Source organism: Antrihabitans auranticaus (assembly GCF_016481275.1).
In the GTDB taxonomy this organism is placed as follows: Bacteria; Actinomycetota; Actinomycetes; order Mycobacteriales; family Mycobacteriaceae; genus Antrihabitans.
The window spans coordinates 105,459-123,058 of record NZ_JAEMNW010000002.1 but is presented as its reverse complement, the minus strand read 5'-3'; the positions used below and the strand labels follow the sequence as shown (position 1 = coordinate 123,058).

Below are 17,600 nucleotides of genomic sequence, written 5' to 3'. Positions count from 1 at the left end.
GGTCACATCACCTTCTGCGTCAGGCCGGCATCGACGACCATTTGTGTTCCGGTTACGTACCGCGATTCGCCGGACGCGAGGAAGAGCACGGCATTGCTCACGTCGACCGGATCGACCCAGGGCACGGGAAGCAGGTTCTTCGCGGCAAACAACGCGACAGCATCTTCCTCCGAGGGGCTTTCGATGTCCGGTAGCAACTTCGCGAAGACCTCGGCGTTACGAATCATGGCCGTTCCGACGGCTCCGGGGTGCACCGTGTTCACGCGGATACCGCGCTCTCCCAACTCGTTTGCGAGCGTTCGCGCCAGTCCGACGACTGCATGCTTGCTAGCCGAATAGTGAGCAGTGTTCGCGCCCCCTTTCAGCCCGTTGGTCGAGCTGACGATCACCACCGATCCACCACCCGACAGGTGCGGCACCGCAGCCCGCACGGTGTGCCAGACGCCCGTGAGGTTGATGTCGAGAGTCCGTCGCCACGCAGCTTCCGAGAGTTCCCACGACGGTGCAAGATCGGCGTAGATGCCCGCGTTCGCAACGATCACATCCAGGCGACCGAACTCGGCAACACCGTCGGACACAGCCGCCTCGAGCGCTGCCGGGTCGCGAACGTCGGCAATGGCTGTCGTCGCACGGCGGCCCAGGTTCCGCACGAGATCGGCAGTCTCTGCCAGGTCGCCGGCCGCCTGCACGAGGTCGACAGCGATGATGTCGGCACCCTCCTGTGCCATCCGGACACAGTGGCTTCGTCCCATCCCACGCGCCGCACCGGTGACGAACGCAACCGAACCCGCCAACCTACTCATCGGGGATCGCCCGCCATGACGCTGAATCCCTTGTAGCCGGCGGCCGCGACTTCGGCGCAAATGTTGCCGTAGGCCCCGAACCCACCGATGAACGGCATGAAGACTCGCGGCTTACCTGGAATATTGGCGCCGAGGTACCACGAGTTGGCAACTGGGAACAGGGTCGCGGCAGCGCGTTCGTTACATTCGGCGACCCAATCGTCGACGGCCTCCGGCGTGGCTTCGATTGCTGTGCAGCCATGTTCGTCCACATAGGCCAGGCAATCGGCAATCCAATCGACATGCTGTTCGGCGCCGAGCACCATATTCGCCAGCACCGACGGACTCCCGGGACCGGTCACGACGAACATGTTCGGAAAGCCGTCCACGCCGAGGCCGAGATAAGTCCGCGGCCCGTCTTTCCACGCATCCCGCAGCGTCGTCGCCGCTCGGCCCCGGATGTCGATTCGATCGAGCGACCCCGTCATCGCGTCGAAGCCGGTCGCAAAGATCAGCACATCGAGGTCGTAGCGTCGCGCAGTCGTGACGACCCCATGGGCGTCGATGGCGACGATCGGCGCAGACCGCAAATCGACCAGGGTGACGTTGTCGCGGTTGAAGGTCCGGTAGTAGTCCGTGTCGGTGCAGATCCGCTTCGTTCCGATCGGATGGTCTTTCGGGGTGAGCAGCTCGGCAACCGCCGTGTCGGCGACGATTTCACGAATCTTCGCCTCCACGAACGCCTTTGCCTCGTCGTTGGCTGCCGGGTCCGTCGTCTGGTCGGGAAACGTCTTTCCGAACAGGACGCCGCCGAGTTGCCAGCGAGCTTCGAACGCCGCCCTGCGCTCAGCGGGATCCGCCTCCAGCGTCTTCTTCGGATATGCGTCGTACGGCGACCCGCCTCCGCTTTCGCGCGAAAGTCGGCGCCGTTCTGCATAGTTCGCCTTCACTCGCGCACGCGTCCGCGCGTCGATGGCTGTATTGCCGGCAGGCACGCTGTAATTCGCACTCCGCTGAAAGACGAAAACCTGGTCGGCCGAGGCAGCGATGATCGGAATCGACTGGATCCCAGATGATCCGGTGCCGATGACACCGACGCGCTTGCCTGCGAAGTCGACGCCGTCGTGTGGCCAATGCCCGGTGTGATGGGTTTCGCCGGCGAACTCCTCGAGCCCCGGGATGTCGGGCGTCATTGCTGTCGAGAGCGCCCCGGTGGCGAACACGCAGTACCGTGCTGTCACTGTTTCGCGGTCGGACTGGACGGTCCACTGCATCGCGTCTTCGTCGAGGTGCGCGGCGCGCACTCTGGTGTCGAAGCAGATGTCGCGGCGCAGGTCGAAGCGGTCCGCGACATGCCTGACGTATCGCAAGATCTCGGGCTGCGACGCGTACTTCTCCGTCCAGTCCCATTCCTGTTGCAGCTCATCGGAAAACGAGTACGAGTAGTCGACGCTCTCCACATCGCACCGCGCGCCGGGGTAGCGATTCCAGTACCAGGTCCCGCCGACGTCGGAGCCTGCCTCGTAAACCCGAACCGACAACCCCTGCGCGCGAAGACGGTAGAGCGCATACAACCCTGCGAATCCGGCGCCGACGACGACCACATCGACTGTGGGCTCAGCGGGAGAGCTTGTGTTGGCCATGGGTGCACGCTAGGTCCGGCGCGCGGACTTTCGGCCGCTCGCTCCCGTTGAGTGGACCGTCGACTGTGACCGTCCCGATCAGCGGAATCCGCTCTCCCGGTGGCACTGCTGTTCTGCGACCGTTACCCCGTGGCGAAAACGAGAGGAAAAGCGGCGATGACCACTGTTGACAGGCCCCGCACGTCTCGTTCGATCGTGCTCACAGTCTCTGACGTGATCGAAGAGACTGCCGACGCTCGCTCACTGGTGTTTGCGGTGCCCGACGACCACAGCCGCCTTTTTCGCTATGCGCCCGGGCAGTTTCTCACTCTGCGCATCCCTAGTGATCGCACCGGATCGGTCGCACGCTGCTACTCGTTGGCGAGTTCGCCGTTCACGGACAGCCTGCCGAAAGTCACCGTCAAACGCACGGTGGACGGATACGGATCGAACTGGGTCTGCGACAACGTCAGAATCGGCGACACCATCGAGGTACTGCCCCCTTCCGGCATATTCACGCCGAAGAATCTCGACGACAATCTCCTGCTCTTCGGCGCCGGCAGTGGCATCACCCCGGTGATGTCCATACTGAAATCCGCGCTCGCAGAGGGCACGGGCGCTGTCGTACTCGTCTACGCCAACCGCGACGAGAGGTCGGTGATCTTTGCCGGCGAACTTCGCGAATTGGTGGCACGGCATCCATCGCGGCTTACCGTGTTGCACTGGCTCGAAAGCATTCAGGGTCGTCCGGCGCCCGAGCAACTCGCCTCTTTGATCGCACCGTTCGGCGAGTACGAGTCGTTCATGTGCGGGCCCGCACCGTTCATGGCGGCGGCACGGGACGCGTTGACAAGCATCGGTGTGCCGCGCGAACGAGTGCATGCCGAAGCCTTCAATTCTCTTGCGGGCGACCCGTTTTCCGAGGACCCCGTCGACCCGCCCGCGGACGAAACCGACGCCGCCACGGTCGATGTCGAACTCGACGGCGAATCGCACCGCCTGGTCTGGCCACGCACGCGAACACTCGTCGACATCATGCTCGCCAAAGGTCTCGACGTGCCGTACTCGTGTCGCGAAGGCGAATGCGGATCGTGCGCATGCACCGTGGTCGAAGGCAGGGTCGAGCTGGGAAACTGTCAGGTACTCGACCCCGAAGATATCGCCAACGGCTACATTCTCGCGTGCCAATCGCGGCCGAGCACAGACCACGTCAGGATCGAGTTCTAGCCCTACTGGTCGAATGCGATGTAGACCTCTTCGGTTTCGGGCAGGCTCTGACACGCGAGCGTGAGACCCATTTCTATTTCGTCGTCGATCAGGGACTCGTTGAGCAGCATCCGGGTGCGGCCCTTGCGGACCGAGCACACACATGTGCCGCACGCAGACTCGCGACAGACGTAGGGTGCGTCGATGCCGTGGGCAAGCAGAACGTCGAGCAACGTTCGGTCCTTCGGCCATTCCAGAGTGAGCCGCCGGCCATCGATTTCGACTTCGAGCAGCGGATGCCCGCTCGAACTGCTGCTTCGAGTCGGCTGCGTCACCTGCGCCGTCTCGAAGGGGTTGTCCACGAGCGATCGGTACTCCTCCCGATGCACCCGCTTGTCGGATACTCCCAGATCCTTCAAGGCGGACTGAACGACTGTCATGAATCCTGCTGGGCCGCAGAGATACACGTCGTCGAACGCCCACTGCCCGACAAGTTCGGCGACACCTGCTTCGGTTGGGAGTCCGCGTTCGGTTTCGAGCCAGTGCCGCACGGTCAGTCGGCCCGGATATGCGCGGACCAACTCGTCGAACTCGGCTGCGAAGATCACCGACTCTCGGTCCCGATTGGCATACAGCACGGCGACATTCGCTGATCCGGCAGCGAGGACCGACTTGGTGATCGACAGGATCGGCGTGACACCGCTGCCCGCTGCGCACAACAGCACATCACGGTCCAAGCTGCGCGGCCCGAAGGTGCCCGCAGGCTCCAGAACGGTCAGTGCATCGCCGGCTACGACGTTGTCACACAACCAGTTCGAGGCGAATCCCGCGGGCGTCCGTTTGATAGTTATCGCCGGCGGACCATCGCGATCGGGACTGCTGCACAGTGAGTAACAGCGGGCGACCGAGCCCGACGTCGTGCTGGGCACCCGCACCGTCAGGAACTGCCCGCACGCATAGGTGAACCGGTCCGCGACCTCGTGCGGTATGTCGAGGACGAGCGTCACCGCATCCGCGGTTTCCTCGACCACATCCAGGACGCGGACCTCGTGTGCCCGCCCGGCCACTACGCGACCTCGCTCGGCAGTCGCACGTTCTCGGCCAGCGTGAGCAGCTGGGACGCCACCTGCTCGCGGCGCTCGTAGGGCAATTGGTGGCCCGCGCCGGGAAACTCGAGCAGCCGCGCATGCGGCAGGCCTGTCGCGAGCACACGCGAGTACCTAGCCGGGGTGATCGTGTCGCGTGACCCGACCATGACCACCGTATCGATCTCGGCAAACTCGCGCAGAACGCTGTACCGGTTGTGTCCATACATGGACAGCCCCATATCTGCCACCGCCACGCGCGAAGCCATCGCGGACTGGTGCACGACCCGGTTCATATCGTGGCGGCGCGGATGCGACCCGAACATCCCGAATCGATTGAACTGCCGAACCAGGAACAGCGGCCGGCTCGGCGGGCGGGTGTGCGTGATGAGCCATGCCACGAACGCCCGAAAACGGGCGAAACGAAGCAGTGCGCGGCCGCCGGCCGGTAGATCGCCCGAACTGGTGGCGACGAACGCGGCACCCACACACCGCTCGCGGATCACAGCCGGCGCTCGCTCGGCAAGAGTCATGATCGTCATGCCGCCCATCGAGTGCCCACCCAGTACTACCGACCCGGTCGGCACGAGGTCCGTGAGCAGTGCTGCGAGGTCGTCCGCGAGCAATTCCAGGCTGGCACGAGCACGCGCCGATTTCCCGTGTCCACGGTGGTCGTATGCAACGACGCGGAGGGCAGGGTTGGCGGTGACCAACAGCTCCGCGACGTCTTCCCATGACTGATGCGACAGCGACCAGCCATGGGCGAGAACGACTGTCACATCCGCGACTGCCGGACCCCACTCGGAGACGTGCAGCCAGCAACCCGGTTCGCGGTGAAACCGATACGCGCGACGAGCCGTCACCTGTCTGCCCCGATCAAGATCCGGGCGCCGAGAGCCTCCAGCCTGTCTGTGGTGAACGCCCGGCCCATGTTGCGGTTCACTCCAGGGGCAATGCGGCCCATGAAGTAGCCCAACCAGGCTTCGGTTCGAACAGGGACGACGGCGAGGTCGTAGCGCACCGCACGTTGAGCAGCGCGCGCCACGAGATCCGGGCTCATCGGCGAGAACGGAAGCTTGGCCGCGAACTCCTGGATCTGCTCGCTGATCTGCAGCCCGCGCTGGACAAGTTCGTCGTCGACGCCGACCAGCGTCGCGTGCTTGCCGATGTTGGTGTTGATGACGCCCGGACAGATCGCGCTGACACCGATGCCTTTCGGACCGAACTCGAGCCGCAGGCACTCCGACAGCATCTTCACCCCGGCTTTCGACACCGAGTACGCGGGGAACGTGGCAATCGGAGTCAACGCCGCCGCCGAGGCGATGTTGACGATGTGCCCGCCGGCGCCACCGTCGATCATCAGCTTCCCGAAGGTTCGGCATCCGTGCACGACCCCCATCAAATTCACCCGAAGCTGCAGGTCCCAATCCTTGGGTTCGAGATCGACGAATGCTCCGCCGACCATGATTCCGGCGTTGTTGACGAGCACGTCCGGCACCCCGTACTCGGCGTGCACGTCGAGCGCGAATTGTTCCCAGGCCTCGGGATCTGTGACGTCCAGCTGCGCCGGACTTGCGTTGTGGCCCTTGGCGCGAATCATCGCGACCGTCGAGGAGGCAGTATCCAAGTCGAGATCGGAGGCAACGACGTGCGCTCCCGCGCGAGCAAACCGGATTGCGGTGGCACGGCCGATCCCGCTGCCGGCGCCGGTAACGACGACGACGCGGGGTTGGCGACTGTTGAGCTTCACGCGGACTCCTTGGCGGCCGTGACGACCTCGGCGGGTTTCGGGGAACTAGCGGTGTATCGATACACATCGAGATCGAAATGCCGGTTTTGCCAATACATTTCGCCGTGCGTAGTGGGACGGAACGGCGAGTCACCGTGGTTGTCGATGTAGTAGGTATTCGACCCCTCGCAGGTGGGCGTGAAGAGGAAATTCTTCTCCTGTCGTTGCAGGCATTTGCGGAAGTACTCGTCGTGGGCTTCGCGACGGATTTCCACAATGTCGGCGTTGCGTTTCTTGGCCTCGGCAATCGTCCGGCTCAGGTGTGCCGCGGTCGCCTCGATCATCCAGATGTAGGAGCCCAGCACGAACCCGTACGGACCCGTGATGGTGAAGACGTTCGGAAAACCGGGCACCGAAACGCCCTGATAGGCCTGGAATCGATTGGTGTCCCAGAACTCTCCCAGATCCACTCCGTCGCGACCGCGCACCGGGAACGGTGGCGTCGAGCCCCTGTCCCACAGCTTGAAGCCTGTGGCACAGATCAGGACGTCGATCTCGTGTTCGACACCGTCGACGGTACGGACACCCTTTTCCGTGATCCGTTCGATCGAGTCGGTGACGAGACTGACGTCGGAACGGTTGAACGTCTTCAGATAGTCGTTCGACATCGACGGCCGCTTGCAGCCCAGTCCGTAAGTTGGAGTGAGCTTGTCCCGCAACACGGGATCTTCGATCTGCCTTCGCATCCACCGGCGCACGGGTATCTCCGCAAGGCGACGTGACGTATCGGTGAGCCACGCCGGGCCGGCGACCATGCCGCTCATCGAGATCTCGGTTGCCACGGTGCCGGCCAATCGAACCATGGAGCGCAACGGCTTGCGGTTCAGGATCTGCCGCCAGACCGGCCCCACCGCCGCATCGTTCTTCGGGAACACCCAGATCGGCGTGCGCTGAAATACCGTCATGTGTTCCGTTTCGTCGACAACAGCCGGAATCAGTTGCAACGCTGTTGCGCCGGTGCCGATTACGGCGACGCGCTTACCCGCGAGCGCGACGTCGTGGTCCCACATCGCGGTATGCATGACCGTGCCGGCATAGTCGTCGAGCCCTTCGATGTCGGGCATCTTCGGTCGTTCCAGGCCACCGACAGCCATCACCACGTACCGCCCGGTGATTTCGTGTCCGCCGTCGGTGGTGAGTCGCCACAAACTGTTGGCTTCGTCGAAAACTGCGGCGACGATCGTGGTGTTCAGCCGGAGCTTCTCGCGAAGCCCGTACTTGTCGACGAGGTCGTCGGCATAGTCACGTAACTCACTGCCCGGAGCGAAGATACGCGACCAGTCGCCGCGCTGCTCGTAGGAGAAGCTGTAGATGAACGACGGAATGTCGACGGCCACACCGGGATAGGTGTTGGCGTGCCAAGTGCCGCCGACCTGATCCCACTTGTCGACGATGACGAAGTCGTGAATGCCCTGTCGCTGCAGGGCCACACCGGTTCCGATCCCGCCGAAGCCGGCCCCGATGACGACGACCTCGTGGTCAGGTCTGCTGGAGTCGAGGGTCATCTCTTCACCCGATCGACGAGAGAGCCGGCGTCGGTCCCGAACAGTTGCCGCTGCCATTGCTCGAGTAGCGCGCTGGTGTCGACGTCGTCGGGGTGGAAGCCGCGTTTCATGTACACCCGAAGTTCCGGCATGAGGCCGCGTAGCAACGGCCCGCGGAACAACCCGATCGTTTGCCGTGCGACCTTGATCGGCCGCCATGCGGCGGGGTCGGTGGCGATCGAAACCAGCACTGCCGCAGTCAAGAACGGGATCATGGCGTAGTAGAGGAATGCCATCGTCGCGATGCGCGTCCGTTCCGATCCCCCGGTCGCACGGAAGACGTCGAACGCAACCGACTTGTGTTCGAGTTCCTCATAGGCGTGCCAATCGAGCAGATTCCAGATCTCCGGATCTCCCGGGATGGCACGTAGATCCTCGTCGGCAAGTATCTTCACCGCCATGGTCGCTGTGTAGTGCTCGGCCGCGGCTGTGAATGCGAGATGCACCGCACGCGGCAGCACGTTTTCGAGGCGTACGACAAGGCGTTCGATCCTCGAATCGGGTTCGAACGCCAGCAACCGCACCAACGGATAGCCCAGTTCGACGAGTTGCTGATTGAGCTCACGATGCTGTTGGCCGTGCACCGCTTCCTGGCCGATGAAGCCGGCAACGCGCTTCTTCAGCACGGGATCGGTTATCTCACCGGCGAACCGGCGCACCGATCGAATGAACGACTCCTCGCCGGGCGGAAAGCTTCCCGACAGCAGCGCGATCAGGTGACTCATGACGAAATCGTCTTCGATGAAGTACTTCTTGATCGGCTCGGGATCCCCGAACCGGAATCGCATGCGGCGCACCTTCGGTGGTGCCGAATTCGATAACGATGCGAGCTTCGAGTCTGTGTGGTGCAAGGCAACCATGGCATGCCCTTTCGGAGCGGATGATCGAGCTGGCTATTTGAGGTGGTCGACGAGAGTGCCTTCGGCGCCGAACAATTCGGCCTGCCACTGTTGGAGTAGGGCATTGGTGTCGATGTCATCGGGGTGAAATCCGGGCTTCATGTACTTGGCCAGCTCTGGCATCAGGCCACGGAACATGGGTCCGCGAAGCAGGTTCCACGTCTGGCGAACCACCGTTAGCGGGCGCGTGCGGGCATGCGGATCGGACGCGATCGATACCGCCAGGCTGCTGAGTACGAACGGCGTCGTCAATGCGAACAACACGAACATCGTTGCGATGCGGGTGAACTCCGATCCGCCGACCGCGCGGTAGACGTCGAAAGCAACGGACTTGTGTTCCAGCTCCTCCAGCGCGTGCCAGTTCAGCAGGTTCCAGACCTCCGCTTCGCCTGGAATCGCTTGGATCTCAGGGCTACTGAGGACGCGCTCGGCCAACACGGCGGTGTAGTGCTCGGCGGCGGCAGTGACTGCCAGATGGACAAATCCGCTGAACCGGTTCTCGGTCCGGATCATTCGCTCCTTGTACTTTTCGGTGTCGAGCCACGCGATCGGATACCCGAGCTCGATCAAACGGTCGTTGAGTTGGCGATGTTCACGGCCGTGCATTGCTTCCTGGCCGATGAACGCTGCGACGCGCTTTTTCAACACCGGATCGGTGATCTGGTCGGCAAAGCGCCGAACCGACCGGATGAAGCCTTCCTCGCCGGACGGGAAACCGCCGGAAAGGCCGGCGATGAAGTGGCTGAAGACGATGTCGTTCTCGACGAAATACCGGTCTGAGGATTTCGCTGCTCCGAACGGAAACCTGATTCGCCTGACTCGCGGATACGCGGTGGTCGTCGTGGCGGGTGCTGTTGCTGCGCACATATTTACCAATCCCCTGGCGTCGTTGTCTGGGAGGTCTTCTATCTGCGGCGACTTTATCGACCGCCGCGTCAGTCGTCAATGGGTGGCGCGATCTTTCGTGGCGATAGACTTCGGTGGTGACAACCGCAGCGCGTCGCCGTATCGGACGGCCCGTCGACCCCGAACTCACCGCGCGTCGCCGTGCCGATCTCATCGCCGCAGCTACCGAAGTGTTTGCCGACATCGGGTACACGAAGGCGGGCATCTCCGACATCACCGACCGTGCCGGACTGGGCAAAGGCACGTTCTATCAATACTTCGACAGCAAGAAGGACGTCTTCGACGGAGTGGTCGACACGGCACTCGAGCAGGTCACCACTCTGATCACCAACTCGACCGGGTGGTCGGAAGTCCGGACGTTCGACGATCTCGAGAACGGCATCCGCGGGCTGATCTCGAGCCTGTTCACGCTTGTCGACGAGCATCCCCACGTCGTTTCTACGTTGTTGGACGGCTTTCAGGACGAGGAGATCAGGCAGCGGCTCCTGGGCCTGTCCGGCGCACTGGAAACCACCGCCGCGTTGATGCTGCGCCACAATGCCGACGCGGGCCGAATTCGCGCAGACCTCGATTTCGAGTTCATCGCGCATGTTTTGGTCGGCGTCTCGCTCGGCGCCGGCGTTCGAATGCTCAGAAACGAGCTGACCACGGCTGCCGAACGACGACGGTACGTGGAGTCGTGCGTCACGGTTGCGCGGAGCCTGCTCGTCACCGAATAGCCGCTGCTGTCAGGCGACTTCGAGCTTGGCGCGTAGCTGCCGCGAACGTTCGTACGCCTTGCCCGCGATCGCGCGCTCGCGAACACTTTCGGGTCCGCCTTGCTCGGCTAGGTGTTGATGCAAGCGCGCCTTCGCCTCGTACCAGGCCGCAACTGTTTCGTCGTCGGCGTCCGGCGACGGACGACCGAACGCGAGTGCGGCCATTTCGCTCAGTACGTTCACTTCAGCTACCTCTGATCGGTACCAGGAGTACCCAGTACCAGTAGTTCGGGTTTGAGTGACTGTATGACCACTCCCATCGAGAGCGCAAGACCCAATCTCGAAACCGAACACTCAGCTCGCACAACTCGCCAACGTTGCTCGCAATCGGCGCATTCGCCGCCCTGCTGACCCGCACAAACCGGATTCGCACTTCCCGACGGCATCGGACACGCCGGCGGAGCAGTCGGGGTTCTGCTGACCTATGGCGCGGCCGTCACCGCCATCGGGATGACCGGCCTAGGCCTGGGCGCTGTAGACCAACTTCCCTGCGAGGTACGTCGAGCGGACCTCGAGGTCGGCGATCGTCTCCGGCGGTACAGTGCGCGGGTCGGAGGCCAGGACAACCATGTCCGCGTACTTACCGACCTCGAGCGACCCGATGATGTCGTCGGCGAACAACTGCCACGCCGCGTCGATGGTCTGGGCGCGAATCGCTTGCTCGACTGTCAAGCACTCTTCGGGTGCCAGCACCCGCCCGCTCGGTGCAGTACGCGTGATGGCAACGCTCATGTTGCGTAGCGGTTCCTCGGGAGTGACAGGCGGGTCGTTGTGCAACGAGATCTTCAGTCCGGCATCCAAGGCCGACTTGGTCGCCATCCAATGCCCGCCGCGATCCTCACCGAAGAGTCCGTCCACTAGAACGTCACCCCAGTAATGGATCTGGTCGACGAAGAAGCTGCACGTGACGCCCAGTTTCGCTGCGCGCTCGAACTGGTCGGGCCGCATCGTCGAACAGTGTTCGAGGCGCAACCGGTGATCCTCACGTGGGTGATTTCGAAGCAGATCTTCGTACACGTCGAGAACCGTGTCGACTCCCCTGTCCCCCATGACGTGGCAGGCAAGGGGCCATCCGAGCGGGAAGTATGTGTTGACGATCTCTACGAGCTGTTCCTTCGTGTAGTTGGCATGTCCACACGATCCGGGTTCGACGCCGATCGTGCGCGTTTCGTCGGTATCCATGTACGGGAACGACAGGTCGATGTTGCCGACCCACGGCGACCCGTCCCACCAGATCTTGATTCCGACCTGGCGGACCAGGTCGTCACCGTTGACCGGCTGTGCTTCTGTCGCCATTTCCGGCGTCGAAATCTCGTAGGTACGGAAGCGAACTGTCAGCGCCCCTGCCGCGCCCATCTGTTCGAGGACCGGCCGAAAGCTCGGGTTGAACGCCATCTCCGAGCAAGTCGTGAGCCCGGCCTTGTTCAACCGAGCGCATTCTGCGCGCAGGAACCGCGGGAACTGCGCGGGGTCGGCAAGTGCAGGCGCGGCGACAGTGAAGACGGCCCCGGTTTCGTAGGCGGTGCCGTTGAGTTCGCCGTTCGCGTCCCGACCGTATTCGGCGCCCTTCGGATCCGGTGTGTCCCTGGTCAATCCGGCCTGGCGACCGGAAGCCGAGTTGAAGTACGCGAGGTGGCCCGAGTTGTGCATGATGACGAGCGGCGCGTCCGGCGACATTTCGTCGAGCCATTGCAGTGTCGGCTCCGGTAGTCCGTGCTGCAGCAACCCATCCCAGCCGATCAGATAGGCCCCGTCGGCACCGCGCTTCTCGACCTCTTTCCGCACGGCCTCGACAACCTCGGTCGCCGAACGAATGGTCACCGGACGGATGTCGACCATCCTGTCGGACAGAACGACGGCCTCCATCAATGGGTGGCCGTGTGCTTCCACCAAACCTGGCATGACGCAGGCGTCACCGAGCTCGACGACTTCGGTGTCGGATCCGATCCAGCTCTCCACATCCGCCCGGTCCCCGACTGCCACAATTCGGCCTTCGCTCACGGCGACTGCCTCTGCTGTCGGTCGTGCGTCGTCGACGGTCAGAACGTTACCGAGAATGACGAGATCGGCAGCTGGCATCGAAACCTCCAAGATCGGACTCGCGGTCATTGAGAAACGGCGCGCGCCTATCCGTGACGGCGATCCTGCCGGAGGCGTCGCAGTACTGAGTATGTACTTTCAGCGGCGAATGATTGCGGAAATGAGCACTTCTGCAAGAACATCCGGCGAAATCGCGCACCCTCACCAGAGCTCGGCCGTCCGATTTACCCAGCCGCTTCGCCGTTTTCGATAGCGGGCGGAATTATGCCTGCGGGCACACACGGGTCCGGTGCACCTTCGCACGGCCCCAAGTCGATGCCCGGACCTGCGGGGTCAGCCGGGTTGCAGGGGTCCGGCGCACCTTCGCACGGCCCGAGATCGACACCCGGCGGCACCGGGTTTGCAGGGTCACACGGGTCCGGCATGCCCTCGCATGGGCCCAGATCGACACCCGGCGGCACCGGGTCTGCGGGGTTGCACGGGTCGGGGCGACCCTCGCACGGGCCCAGATCCACGCCGGGCGGCGCCGGGTTCGGCCCCGGGACCTGATTCGGAACTTGGCCGGCCGGTGTGCGCGGCGGTGCTGTCCTCGTCGCGGGTGCGATCGGACTCGCCGGCGCAGAGGCCGAGGTTGTGGACGACCCCGGCGCCGTCGTCGATGCGGACGACCCCGCCGAGGTGACACTTGTCGTCGTCGTGTCGGAACCACTGTTCGACGAACAGCCGACGAGCGCTAGAGCGAGCATGCCTGCGAACACGAACTTGTGCATCGGCGACCTTCGATGTCGAGACCTGGTGGAATCAACAAGACTATGGAGTGCGCCGGTACTCGTCTAGATGCAGACGGACTCGAATCAGGCGGCCGTGTTCGGATTCGTTCTACGAGCTACCCGTTCGACGAAGTCAGCTGCTATCGCGGCTGCCTCACGCCCATCCAAACCCAACTTGACCAGGGCCTGTGTCAGAGATTCGCATTCTTCGGCACTGTAATCGGACACCACATCTCTCCTCGCGTTCGGTAGTTGAGCGAGCGACGGTGCCCTGCCGGTCTATGTGTGATTCGTCGAACAACGGCTTACCGTTACCGACTATCGCACACAACACCTCATCGGTCAGCCGGTGACTATTCCGGTGACGAGGTTGATGGTGGTCGCAAGGATGACCGTCCCGAAGGCGTAGGACAGCAGGCAATGTCGAAGGGCGACGGACCGGATCGTCGTACTGGAGACGCCGGTGTCCGAAACCTGGTACGTCATCCCGAGGTTGTAGCTGAAGTAGAAGAAGTCGCGATACGCCGGTGGATCGTCGGAGTTGAAATCGATTCCGCCAGTGGTGCCCGCGTAATACAGGTAGGCGTAGCGTGCCGCGTACATGAGGTGGAGCCCGGCCCAGGACATCGCCACTGCGCCCACAGCGATGGCCGCCGCTGCCCGCCCGTTACCTGAACTGCCCAACAGCAGGAGGAGTACGACGCCGACCAAGCCACCCAAGGCCGCGCAGACCACAACGAGTTCATCGACGACGGGCCGAAAGTTCTCGCGTCCCGCGTGCCGGACCGTGCTGTCCGAATCCATCGGCAAAAGCGTCAGCCAGCCCGCGAGGACGAAAAGAGTTGCGGTGCCGGTTATTCCCGACAGAACTCCGATCGCGACACCCGCGACGGTGCCGACGCCTACTCCGATCAGCGTGCCACCGATGACCGCACGAACGAGCCTGCCCAGCGCCGAGTGCGGTAGCAGCGTCCTCATGAGCCGACCTTAGCGATACCACCCCGGTCGGACGGCACCCGCGCAATGATTTCTGCATGGTGGGGCAAGTGTGGTTCGTAGCGGCAATGCTGGCGGTCATCGTGCTGGCACGCGGTGTCGGCGAACGGACAGGAGTGCCGTTCTCGATCCTGCTCACGCTCGCTGGTCTGGTGTATGCGGTCCTGCCAGGGCCCAAACTGCAGCTGGACCCGGAAGTTGTGCTGGTCCTGGTGCTTCCACCGCTGCTCTACAGCACTGCGCGCGGCTCGAGCCTACTGGCGATAAGGGGGAACCTTCGGCCCATAGTGAGCTTATCGGTGTTGCTCGTTATGCTCACCGCGTTCGCGACAGGTGCGCTTGTCGCGCTGGTGGTTCCGGGCATGCCCCTTGCAGTCGGCATCGTCCTCGGCGCGGCGATCGCGCCCCCGGACCCGGTCGCAGCGCTGTCGGTCGGCCGGCGGGCTGGAATGCCGCCGCGACTGAGCGTGCTGATCGAGGGCGAGGGCCTGCTCAACGACGCGACGGCGCTCACGACCTATCAGGTCGCCGTCGCGGCGGCGGTCGGCGGCGGATTCTCGTGGGCCGCTGCGTCAGGAAGCTTTGTGCTTGCCGTTATCGGCGGCCTCGCCGTGGGAGCTGCGATCGCGCTGCTCATCCGCGCGTTGCGGCCCTTGTTCAACGATCCCCTGATTGGAAACGCGGTGTCGCTGGCAGTGCCGTTCGTGACCTACTTGGTCGCGGAGGAGATCCATGCGTCGGGAATTCTCGCGGTCGTCGTGGCCGGCCTGATGATCGGTCACGATGCGGGGCGGGCAGAGACGGGAGCGTCTCGGCTGCAAACGGGTGCGGTGTGGAGTTTTGTCGCATTCCTGTTGGAGGGCTTCATCTTTCTGCTGATCGGGCAACAGCTGCCGGACATGCTGCGCGGCCTGCAAGGTCGAGAGCCGAGCACGGTGATTACTGCCGCGGTGGTGACGGTCGCGGCGGTTCTGTTGTTGCGGCCTATGTGGTTGCTGTTCACGCAGTGGGTCCCGGCTTGGTTCCATGCTCGGCTCGGTGAGGCGCCGGGCGAGAGGCTTGGCGGCCGCGAACTGCTCGCGCTGAGCTGGGCAGGAACTCGGGGCGTCATGAGCCTTGCAGCGATTTTCGCGGTGCCGCTCACAACCGAGGCCGGCGAAGCCTTTCCCGATCGAGATCTGCTGCTGTTCTGTACGTACGTCGTTGTGTTGGTAACGCTTGTCGGACAAGGCCTTACGTTCGCTCCCCTGCTCCGCATCCTCGGGGTGCGGGCGAACGCGGCAGAGGAGGAACAGTTGCGGAACAACGCTCGGCTGGCCGCGATCGGTGCGGCGCTGGTCGCCGTCGACGACCTCCTCGTACAAGACCGCATCAGCCCTGCGCTCGCAGATGGGTTGCGCGCCAACCTCACTGCGCGCACAGAGCGGTATCAGCGACGCATCGACTCGATGGTGGAATCGCCCGATGGCGCAATAAGCTGGCCGCAAGGCTACGAGGATGCGATCACGGCAAGGCACGAAGTGATCGAAGCGCAGCGCCAGGAACTGTTGCGCTGGCGCGATTCCGGGCGATTGCCGGACTCGGACCTGCGCAAACTGCGCCGCGAGTTGGACTACGAAGAGCGGACGTTGCCGGGGAGTCCGTAGGACTTGAAATTCGGTCCCGCCAGTCTGCACGTCCATATATTCCCACCTGTTTCGGTTGATGTAACCCTAGCTATATCAACAGGTTTCGAATAGAATAGCAAGTATGTTCGAACAGCTGCTGCAGTCGCTCACCGGGGCCGGGTTACCCGACCCCGCCGCCGCGCCGATCCCGGCACTGGTCGACACCGCCGCCGTCTTGCACCGGTTCGAAGCTGCCGTGTCCGCGCACACGCATGCCTATGCGGCGGCGGTGTTTCACCGCTGCCTCGACGAGGCACCCACCGATCCTGATCCGGTGTCATCGATCGACCCCTGGGACGCCGCCGAAGCCGAACTGTCGGCTGCGTTGACGATCACGTCGGCGGGGGCATCGGCGTTGATCGACATCGGGCACAACCTGATCACCCGGTTACCGAACGTGTGGGCTGCGTTCGCCCGCGGTGATCTGGATCTGTACCGGGTGAAGATCATCGTCAACGCCACCCGCAATGTCGCCGAGGAGCACCTCAAAGAGGTCGAACGCCGCATCCTGGCCGCCGCGTTGGACGGTCGGGCACCGTTGACCAGTCACCGCCTGCGCGGTGTGATCGACAAAGTGATCGCGCAGGTCGACGCCGACGGGTTGCGCACCCGCCGCGAAGCCGCGACCACGGGGCGTCATGTGTGGGTCGGTCCCGGGCAAGACGGGATGGCCGAACTGGCCGGGTCGTTGCCGGCGGCGGATGCGATGTTCCTGTCGGGTCGGATCGGGGAAATGGCGAAAGCGGTCTGCAAACAGGATCCGCGAACCTTTGCGGCCCGCAAGGCGGATGCGTTGATCGCGCTGAGTAAAGGCGAGTCCCACCTGGCTTGCGAATGCGGGCGCGAGGCCTGCACGGTGGCGGGCGCATCGAAGGTGGGGCGGAAGGCGTTGGTGCACGTCATCGCCACCCGCGCCACCATGGACGGGACGAGTGAGCAGCCGGGCTGGTTGGACGGGTTCGGGATCATCGACGCCGACCAGGCCCGCGACATCGCGGCCACCGCCACGATTCGGCCACTCACCGAACCTTCCGACTCTATCGACGGGTACCGACCCTCCGAACAGGTCCAGGACTATGTGCGCGCGTTGTGGGGGTCGTGCATGTTCCCGAACTGCGATGTGCCGGCGTGGGACTGCGATCTGGATCATCGCGACCCGTACAACCATGACAACCCCGGTGCGGGTGGCCCGACCACGACGCAGAATTTGGGTCCGTTCTGCCGCAAACACCACCGCGGCAAGACCTTCGGCGGGTGGGACCTCACCAAAGGCGAGGACGGGACACTGTCGATCACCTCCCCGCACGGGAAGACCTATCCGGTCGCGGAAACCGGTCCGATCCCACTCCTGGGCGGGACCGAACCCGACCGCCCGATCCCCGACACGGCACCGGACCCCAAGCAACGCACCAGAATCCAGCAACACGAAGCCCGCACCCGCACCGAACGAGCCCAAAACGCGGGCGACTACGAACCGCCACCCTTCTAGCCAACCCAAGCCCGCTCAGCCCGTCACCACCACGGTGACGGGCCAAA

16 protein-coding genes are annotated in these 17,600 nt (G+C 63.7%); 5 read left to right on the top strand and 11 right to left on the bottom strand.

Going from position 1 to position 17,600, the window contains the following annotated elements:
• Positions 1-2 precede the first annotated feature (2 nt).
• The gene (locus JGU72_RS08505; protein ID WP_199683387.1) at positions 3-803 is read right to left on the bottom strand and encodes a mycofactocin-coupled SDR family oxidoreductase; all 801 of its coding nucleotides are present in this window, start codon (positions 801-803) and stop codon (positions 3-5) included.
• Entirely contained in the window at positions 800-2,425 is a 1,626-nt protein-coding gene (locus JGU72_RS08500; protein WP_199683386.1) for a flavin-containing monooxygenase, read from the bottom strand. Before JGU72_RS08500 ends, JGU72_RS08505 begins: the two co-directional genes overlap by 4 nt.
• 156 nt (positions 2,426-2,581) lie before the next feature.
• Between JGU72_RS08500 and JGU72_RS08495 the strand changes: the two genes are divergently transcribed.
• Entirely contained in the window at positions 2,582-3,631 is a 1,050-nt protein-coding gene (locus JGU72_RS08495; protein ID WP_199683385.1) for a ferredoxin--NADP reductase, read from the top strand.
• Positions 3,632-3,633: 2 nt separating this feature from the next.
• Here JGU72_RS08495 and JGU72_RS08490 read toward each other — a convergent pair whose 3' ends face one another.
• The 6 genes from JGU72_RS08490 to JGU72_RS08465 are packed head-to-tail and all read right to left on the bottom strand — an operon-like array spanning position 3,634 to position 9,794.
• Positions 3,634-4,677 (bottom strand): ferredoxin--NADP reductase, encoded by a 1,044-nt coding sequence (locus JGU72_RS08490; RefSeq protein WP_199683384.1) that lies wholly within the window; start codon positions 4,675-4,677, stop codon positions 3,634-3,636.
• Positions 4,677-5,558: an alpha/beta fold hydrolase gene (locus tag JGU72_RS08485; RefSeq protein ID WP_199683383.1), complete on the bottom strand. Its 882-nt coding sequence runs from the start codon at positions 5,556-5,558 to the stop codon at positions 4,677-4,679. The genes JGU72_RS08490 and JGU72_RS08485 overlap by 1 nt, the downstream gene beginning before the upstream one ends.
• Positions 5,555-6,445 (bottom strand): SDR family NAD(P)-dependent oxidoreductase, encoded by an 891-nt coding sequence (locus JGU72_RS08480; RefSeq protein ID WP_199683382.1) that lies wholly within the window; start codon positions 6,443-6,445, stop codon positions 5,555-5,557. Before JGU72_RS08480 ends, JGU72_RS08485 begins: the two co-directional genes overlap by 4 nt.
• Entirely contained in the window at positions 6,442-7,989 is a 1,548-nt protein-coding gene (locus tag JGU72_RS08475; protein ID WP_199683381.1) for a flavin-containing monooxygenase, read from the bottom strand. Before JGU72_RS08475 ends, JGU72_RS08480 begins: the two co-directional genes overlap by 4 nt.
• Positions 7,986-8,888, bottom strand: coding sequence for a metal-dependent hydrolase (locus JGU72_RS08470; RefSeq protein WP_199683380.1), 903 nt, complete (start codon positions 8,886-8,888; stop codon positions 7,986-7,988). Before JGU72_RS08470 ends, JGU72_RS08475 begins: the two co-directional genes overlap by 4 nt.
• 33 nt (positions 8,889-8,921) lie before the next feature.
• Positions 8,922-9,794: a metal-dependent hydrolase gene (locus JGU72_RS08465; RefSeq protein ID WP_199683379.1), complete on the bottom strand. Its 873-nt coding sequence runs from the start codon at positions 9,792-9,794 to the stop codon at positions 8,922-8,924.
• Between the two features lie 116 nt (positions 9,795-9,910).
• Between JGU72_RS08465 and JGU72_RS08460 the strand changes: the two genes are divergently transcribed.
• Positions 9,911-10,552: a TetR/AcrR family transcriptional regulator gene (locus JGU72_RS08460; protein ID WP_199683378.1), complete on the top strand. Its 642-nt coding sequence runs from the start codon at positions 9,911-9,913 to the stop codon at positions 10,550-10,552.
• 9 nt (positions 10,553-10,561) lie between these two features.
• Here the strand turns inward: JGU72_RS08460 and JGU72_RS08455 are convergent, their stop codons facing one another.
• Entirely contained in the window at positions 10,562-10,774 is a 213-nt protein-coding gene (locus tag JGU72_RS08455) for a hypothetical protein (RefSeq protein ID WP_199683377.1), read from the bottom strand.
• 276 nt (positions 10,775-11,050) lie between these two features.
• The gene (locus JGU72_RS08450) at positions 11,051-12,670 is read right to left on the bottom strand and encodes an amidohydrolase (RefSeq protein ID WP_199683376.1); all 1,620 of its coding nucleotides are present in this window, start codon (positions 12,668-12,670) and stop codon (positions 11,051-11,053) included.
• A 531-nt stretch (positions 12,671-13,201) separates the two neighbouring features.
• On the opposite strand from JGU72_RS08450, the gene JGU72_RS08445 reads away from it, so the two are divergent.
• Positions 13,202-13,468, top strand: coding sequence for a hypothetical protein (locus JGU72_RS08445; protein WP_199683375.1), 267 nt, complete (start codon positions 13,202-13,204; stop codon positions 13,466-13,468).
• Positions 13,469-13,743: 275 nt separating this feature from the next.
• Here JGU72_RS08445 and JGU72_RS08440 read toward each other — a convergent pair whose 3' ends face one another.
• Positions 13,744-14,379: a DUF1345 domain-containing protein gene (locus JGU72_RS08440; protein ID WP_199683374.1), complete on the bottom strand. Its 636-nt coding sequence runs from the start codon at positions 14,377-14,379 to the stop codon at positions 13,744-13,746.
• A gap of 56 nt (positions 14,380-14,435) precedes the next feature.
• On the opposite strand from JGU72_RS08440, the gene JGU72_RS08435 reads away from it, so the two are divergent.
• Together JGU72_RS08435 and JGU72_RS08430 are read left to right on the top strand one after the other, a co-directional pair.
• Positions 14,436-16,043 carry a Na+/H+ antiporter gene (locus JGU72_RS08435; protein WP_199683373.1) on the top strand — a complete coding sequence of 536 codons (1,608 nt, stop codon included), beginning with the start codon at positions 14,436-14,438 and terminating at the stop codon, positions 16,041-16,043.
• 103 nt (positions 16,044-16,146) lie between these two features.
• Positions 16,147-17,553, top strand: a complete 1,407-nt coding sequence (locus JGU72_RS08430; RefSeq protein WP_199683372.1) for an HNH endonuclease signature motif containing protein — start codon at positions 16,147-16,149, stop codon at positions 17,551-17,553.
• Positions 17,554-17,600: the final 47 nt, after the last annotated feature.

Bases quoted from the DNA above. Each gene is read 5' to 3' on its own strand.
- JGU72_RS08500 (WP_199683386.1), bottom strand. From the start codon at position 2,425: ATGGCCAACACAAGCTCTCCCGCTGAGCCCACAGTCGATGTGGTCGTC.
- JGU72_RS08465 (WP_199683379.1), bottom strand. From the start codon at position 9,794: ATGTGCGCAGCAACAGCACCCGCCACGACGACCACCGCGTATCCGCGA.
- JGU72_RS08435 (WP_199683373.1), top strand. From the start codon at position 14,436: ATGGTGGGGCAAGTGTGGTTCGTAGCGGCAATGCTGGCGGTCATCGTG.
- JGU72_RS08470 (WP_199683380.1), bottom strand. From the start codon at position 8,888: ATGGTTGCCTTGCACCACACAGACTCGAAGCTCGCATCGTTATCGAAT.
- JGU72_RS08505 (WP_199683387.1), bottom strand. From the start codon at position 803: ATGAGTAGGTTGGCGGGTTCGGTTGCGTTCGTCACCGGTGCGGCGCGT.
- JGU72_RS08450 (WP_199683376.1), bottom strand. From the start codon at position 12,670: ATGCCAGCTGCCGATCTCGTCATTCTCGGTAACGTTCTGACCGTCGAC.
- JGU72_RS08440 (WP_199683374.1), bottom strand. From the start codon at position 14,379: ATGAGGACGCTGCTACCGCACTCGGCGCTGGGCAGGCTCGTTCGTGCG.
- JGU72_RS08475 (WP_199683381.1), bottom strand. From the start codon at position 7,989: ATGACCCTCGACTCCAGCAGACCTGACCACGAGGTCGTCGTCATCGGG.
- JGU72_RS08430 (WP_199683372.1), top strand. From the start codon at position 16,147: ATGTTCGAACAGCTGCTGCAGTCGCTCACCGGGGCCGGGTTACCCGAC.
- JGU72_RS08495 (WP_199683385.1), top strand. From the start codon at position 2,582: ATGACCACTGTTGACAGGCCCCGCACGTCTCGTTCGATCGTGCTCACA.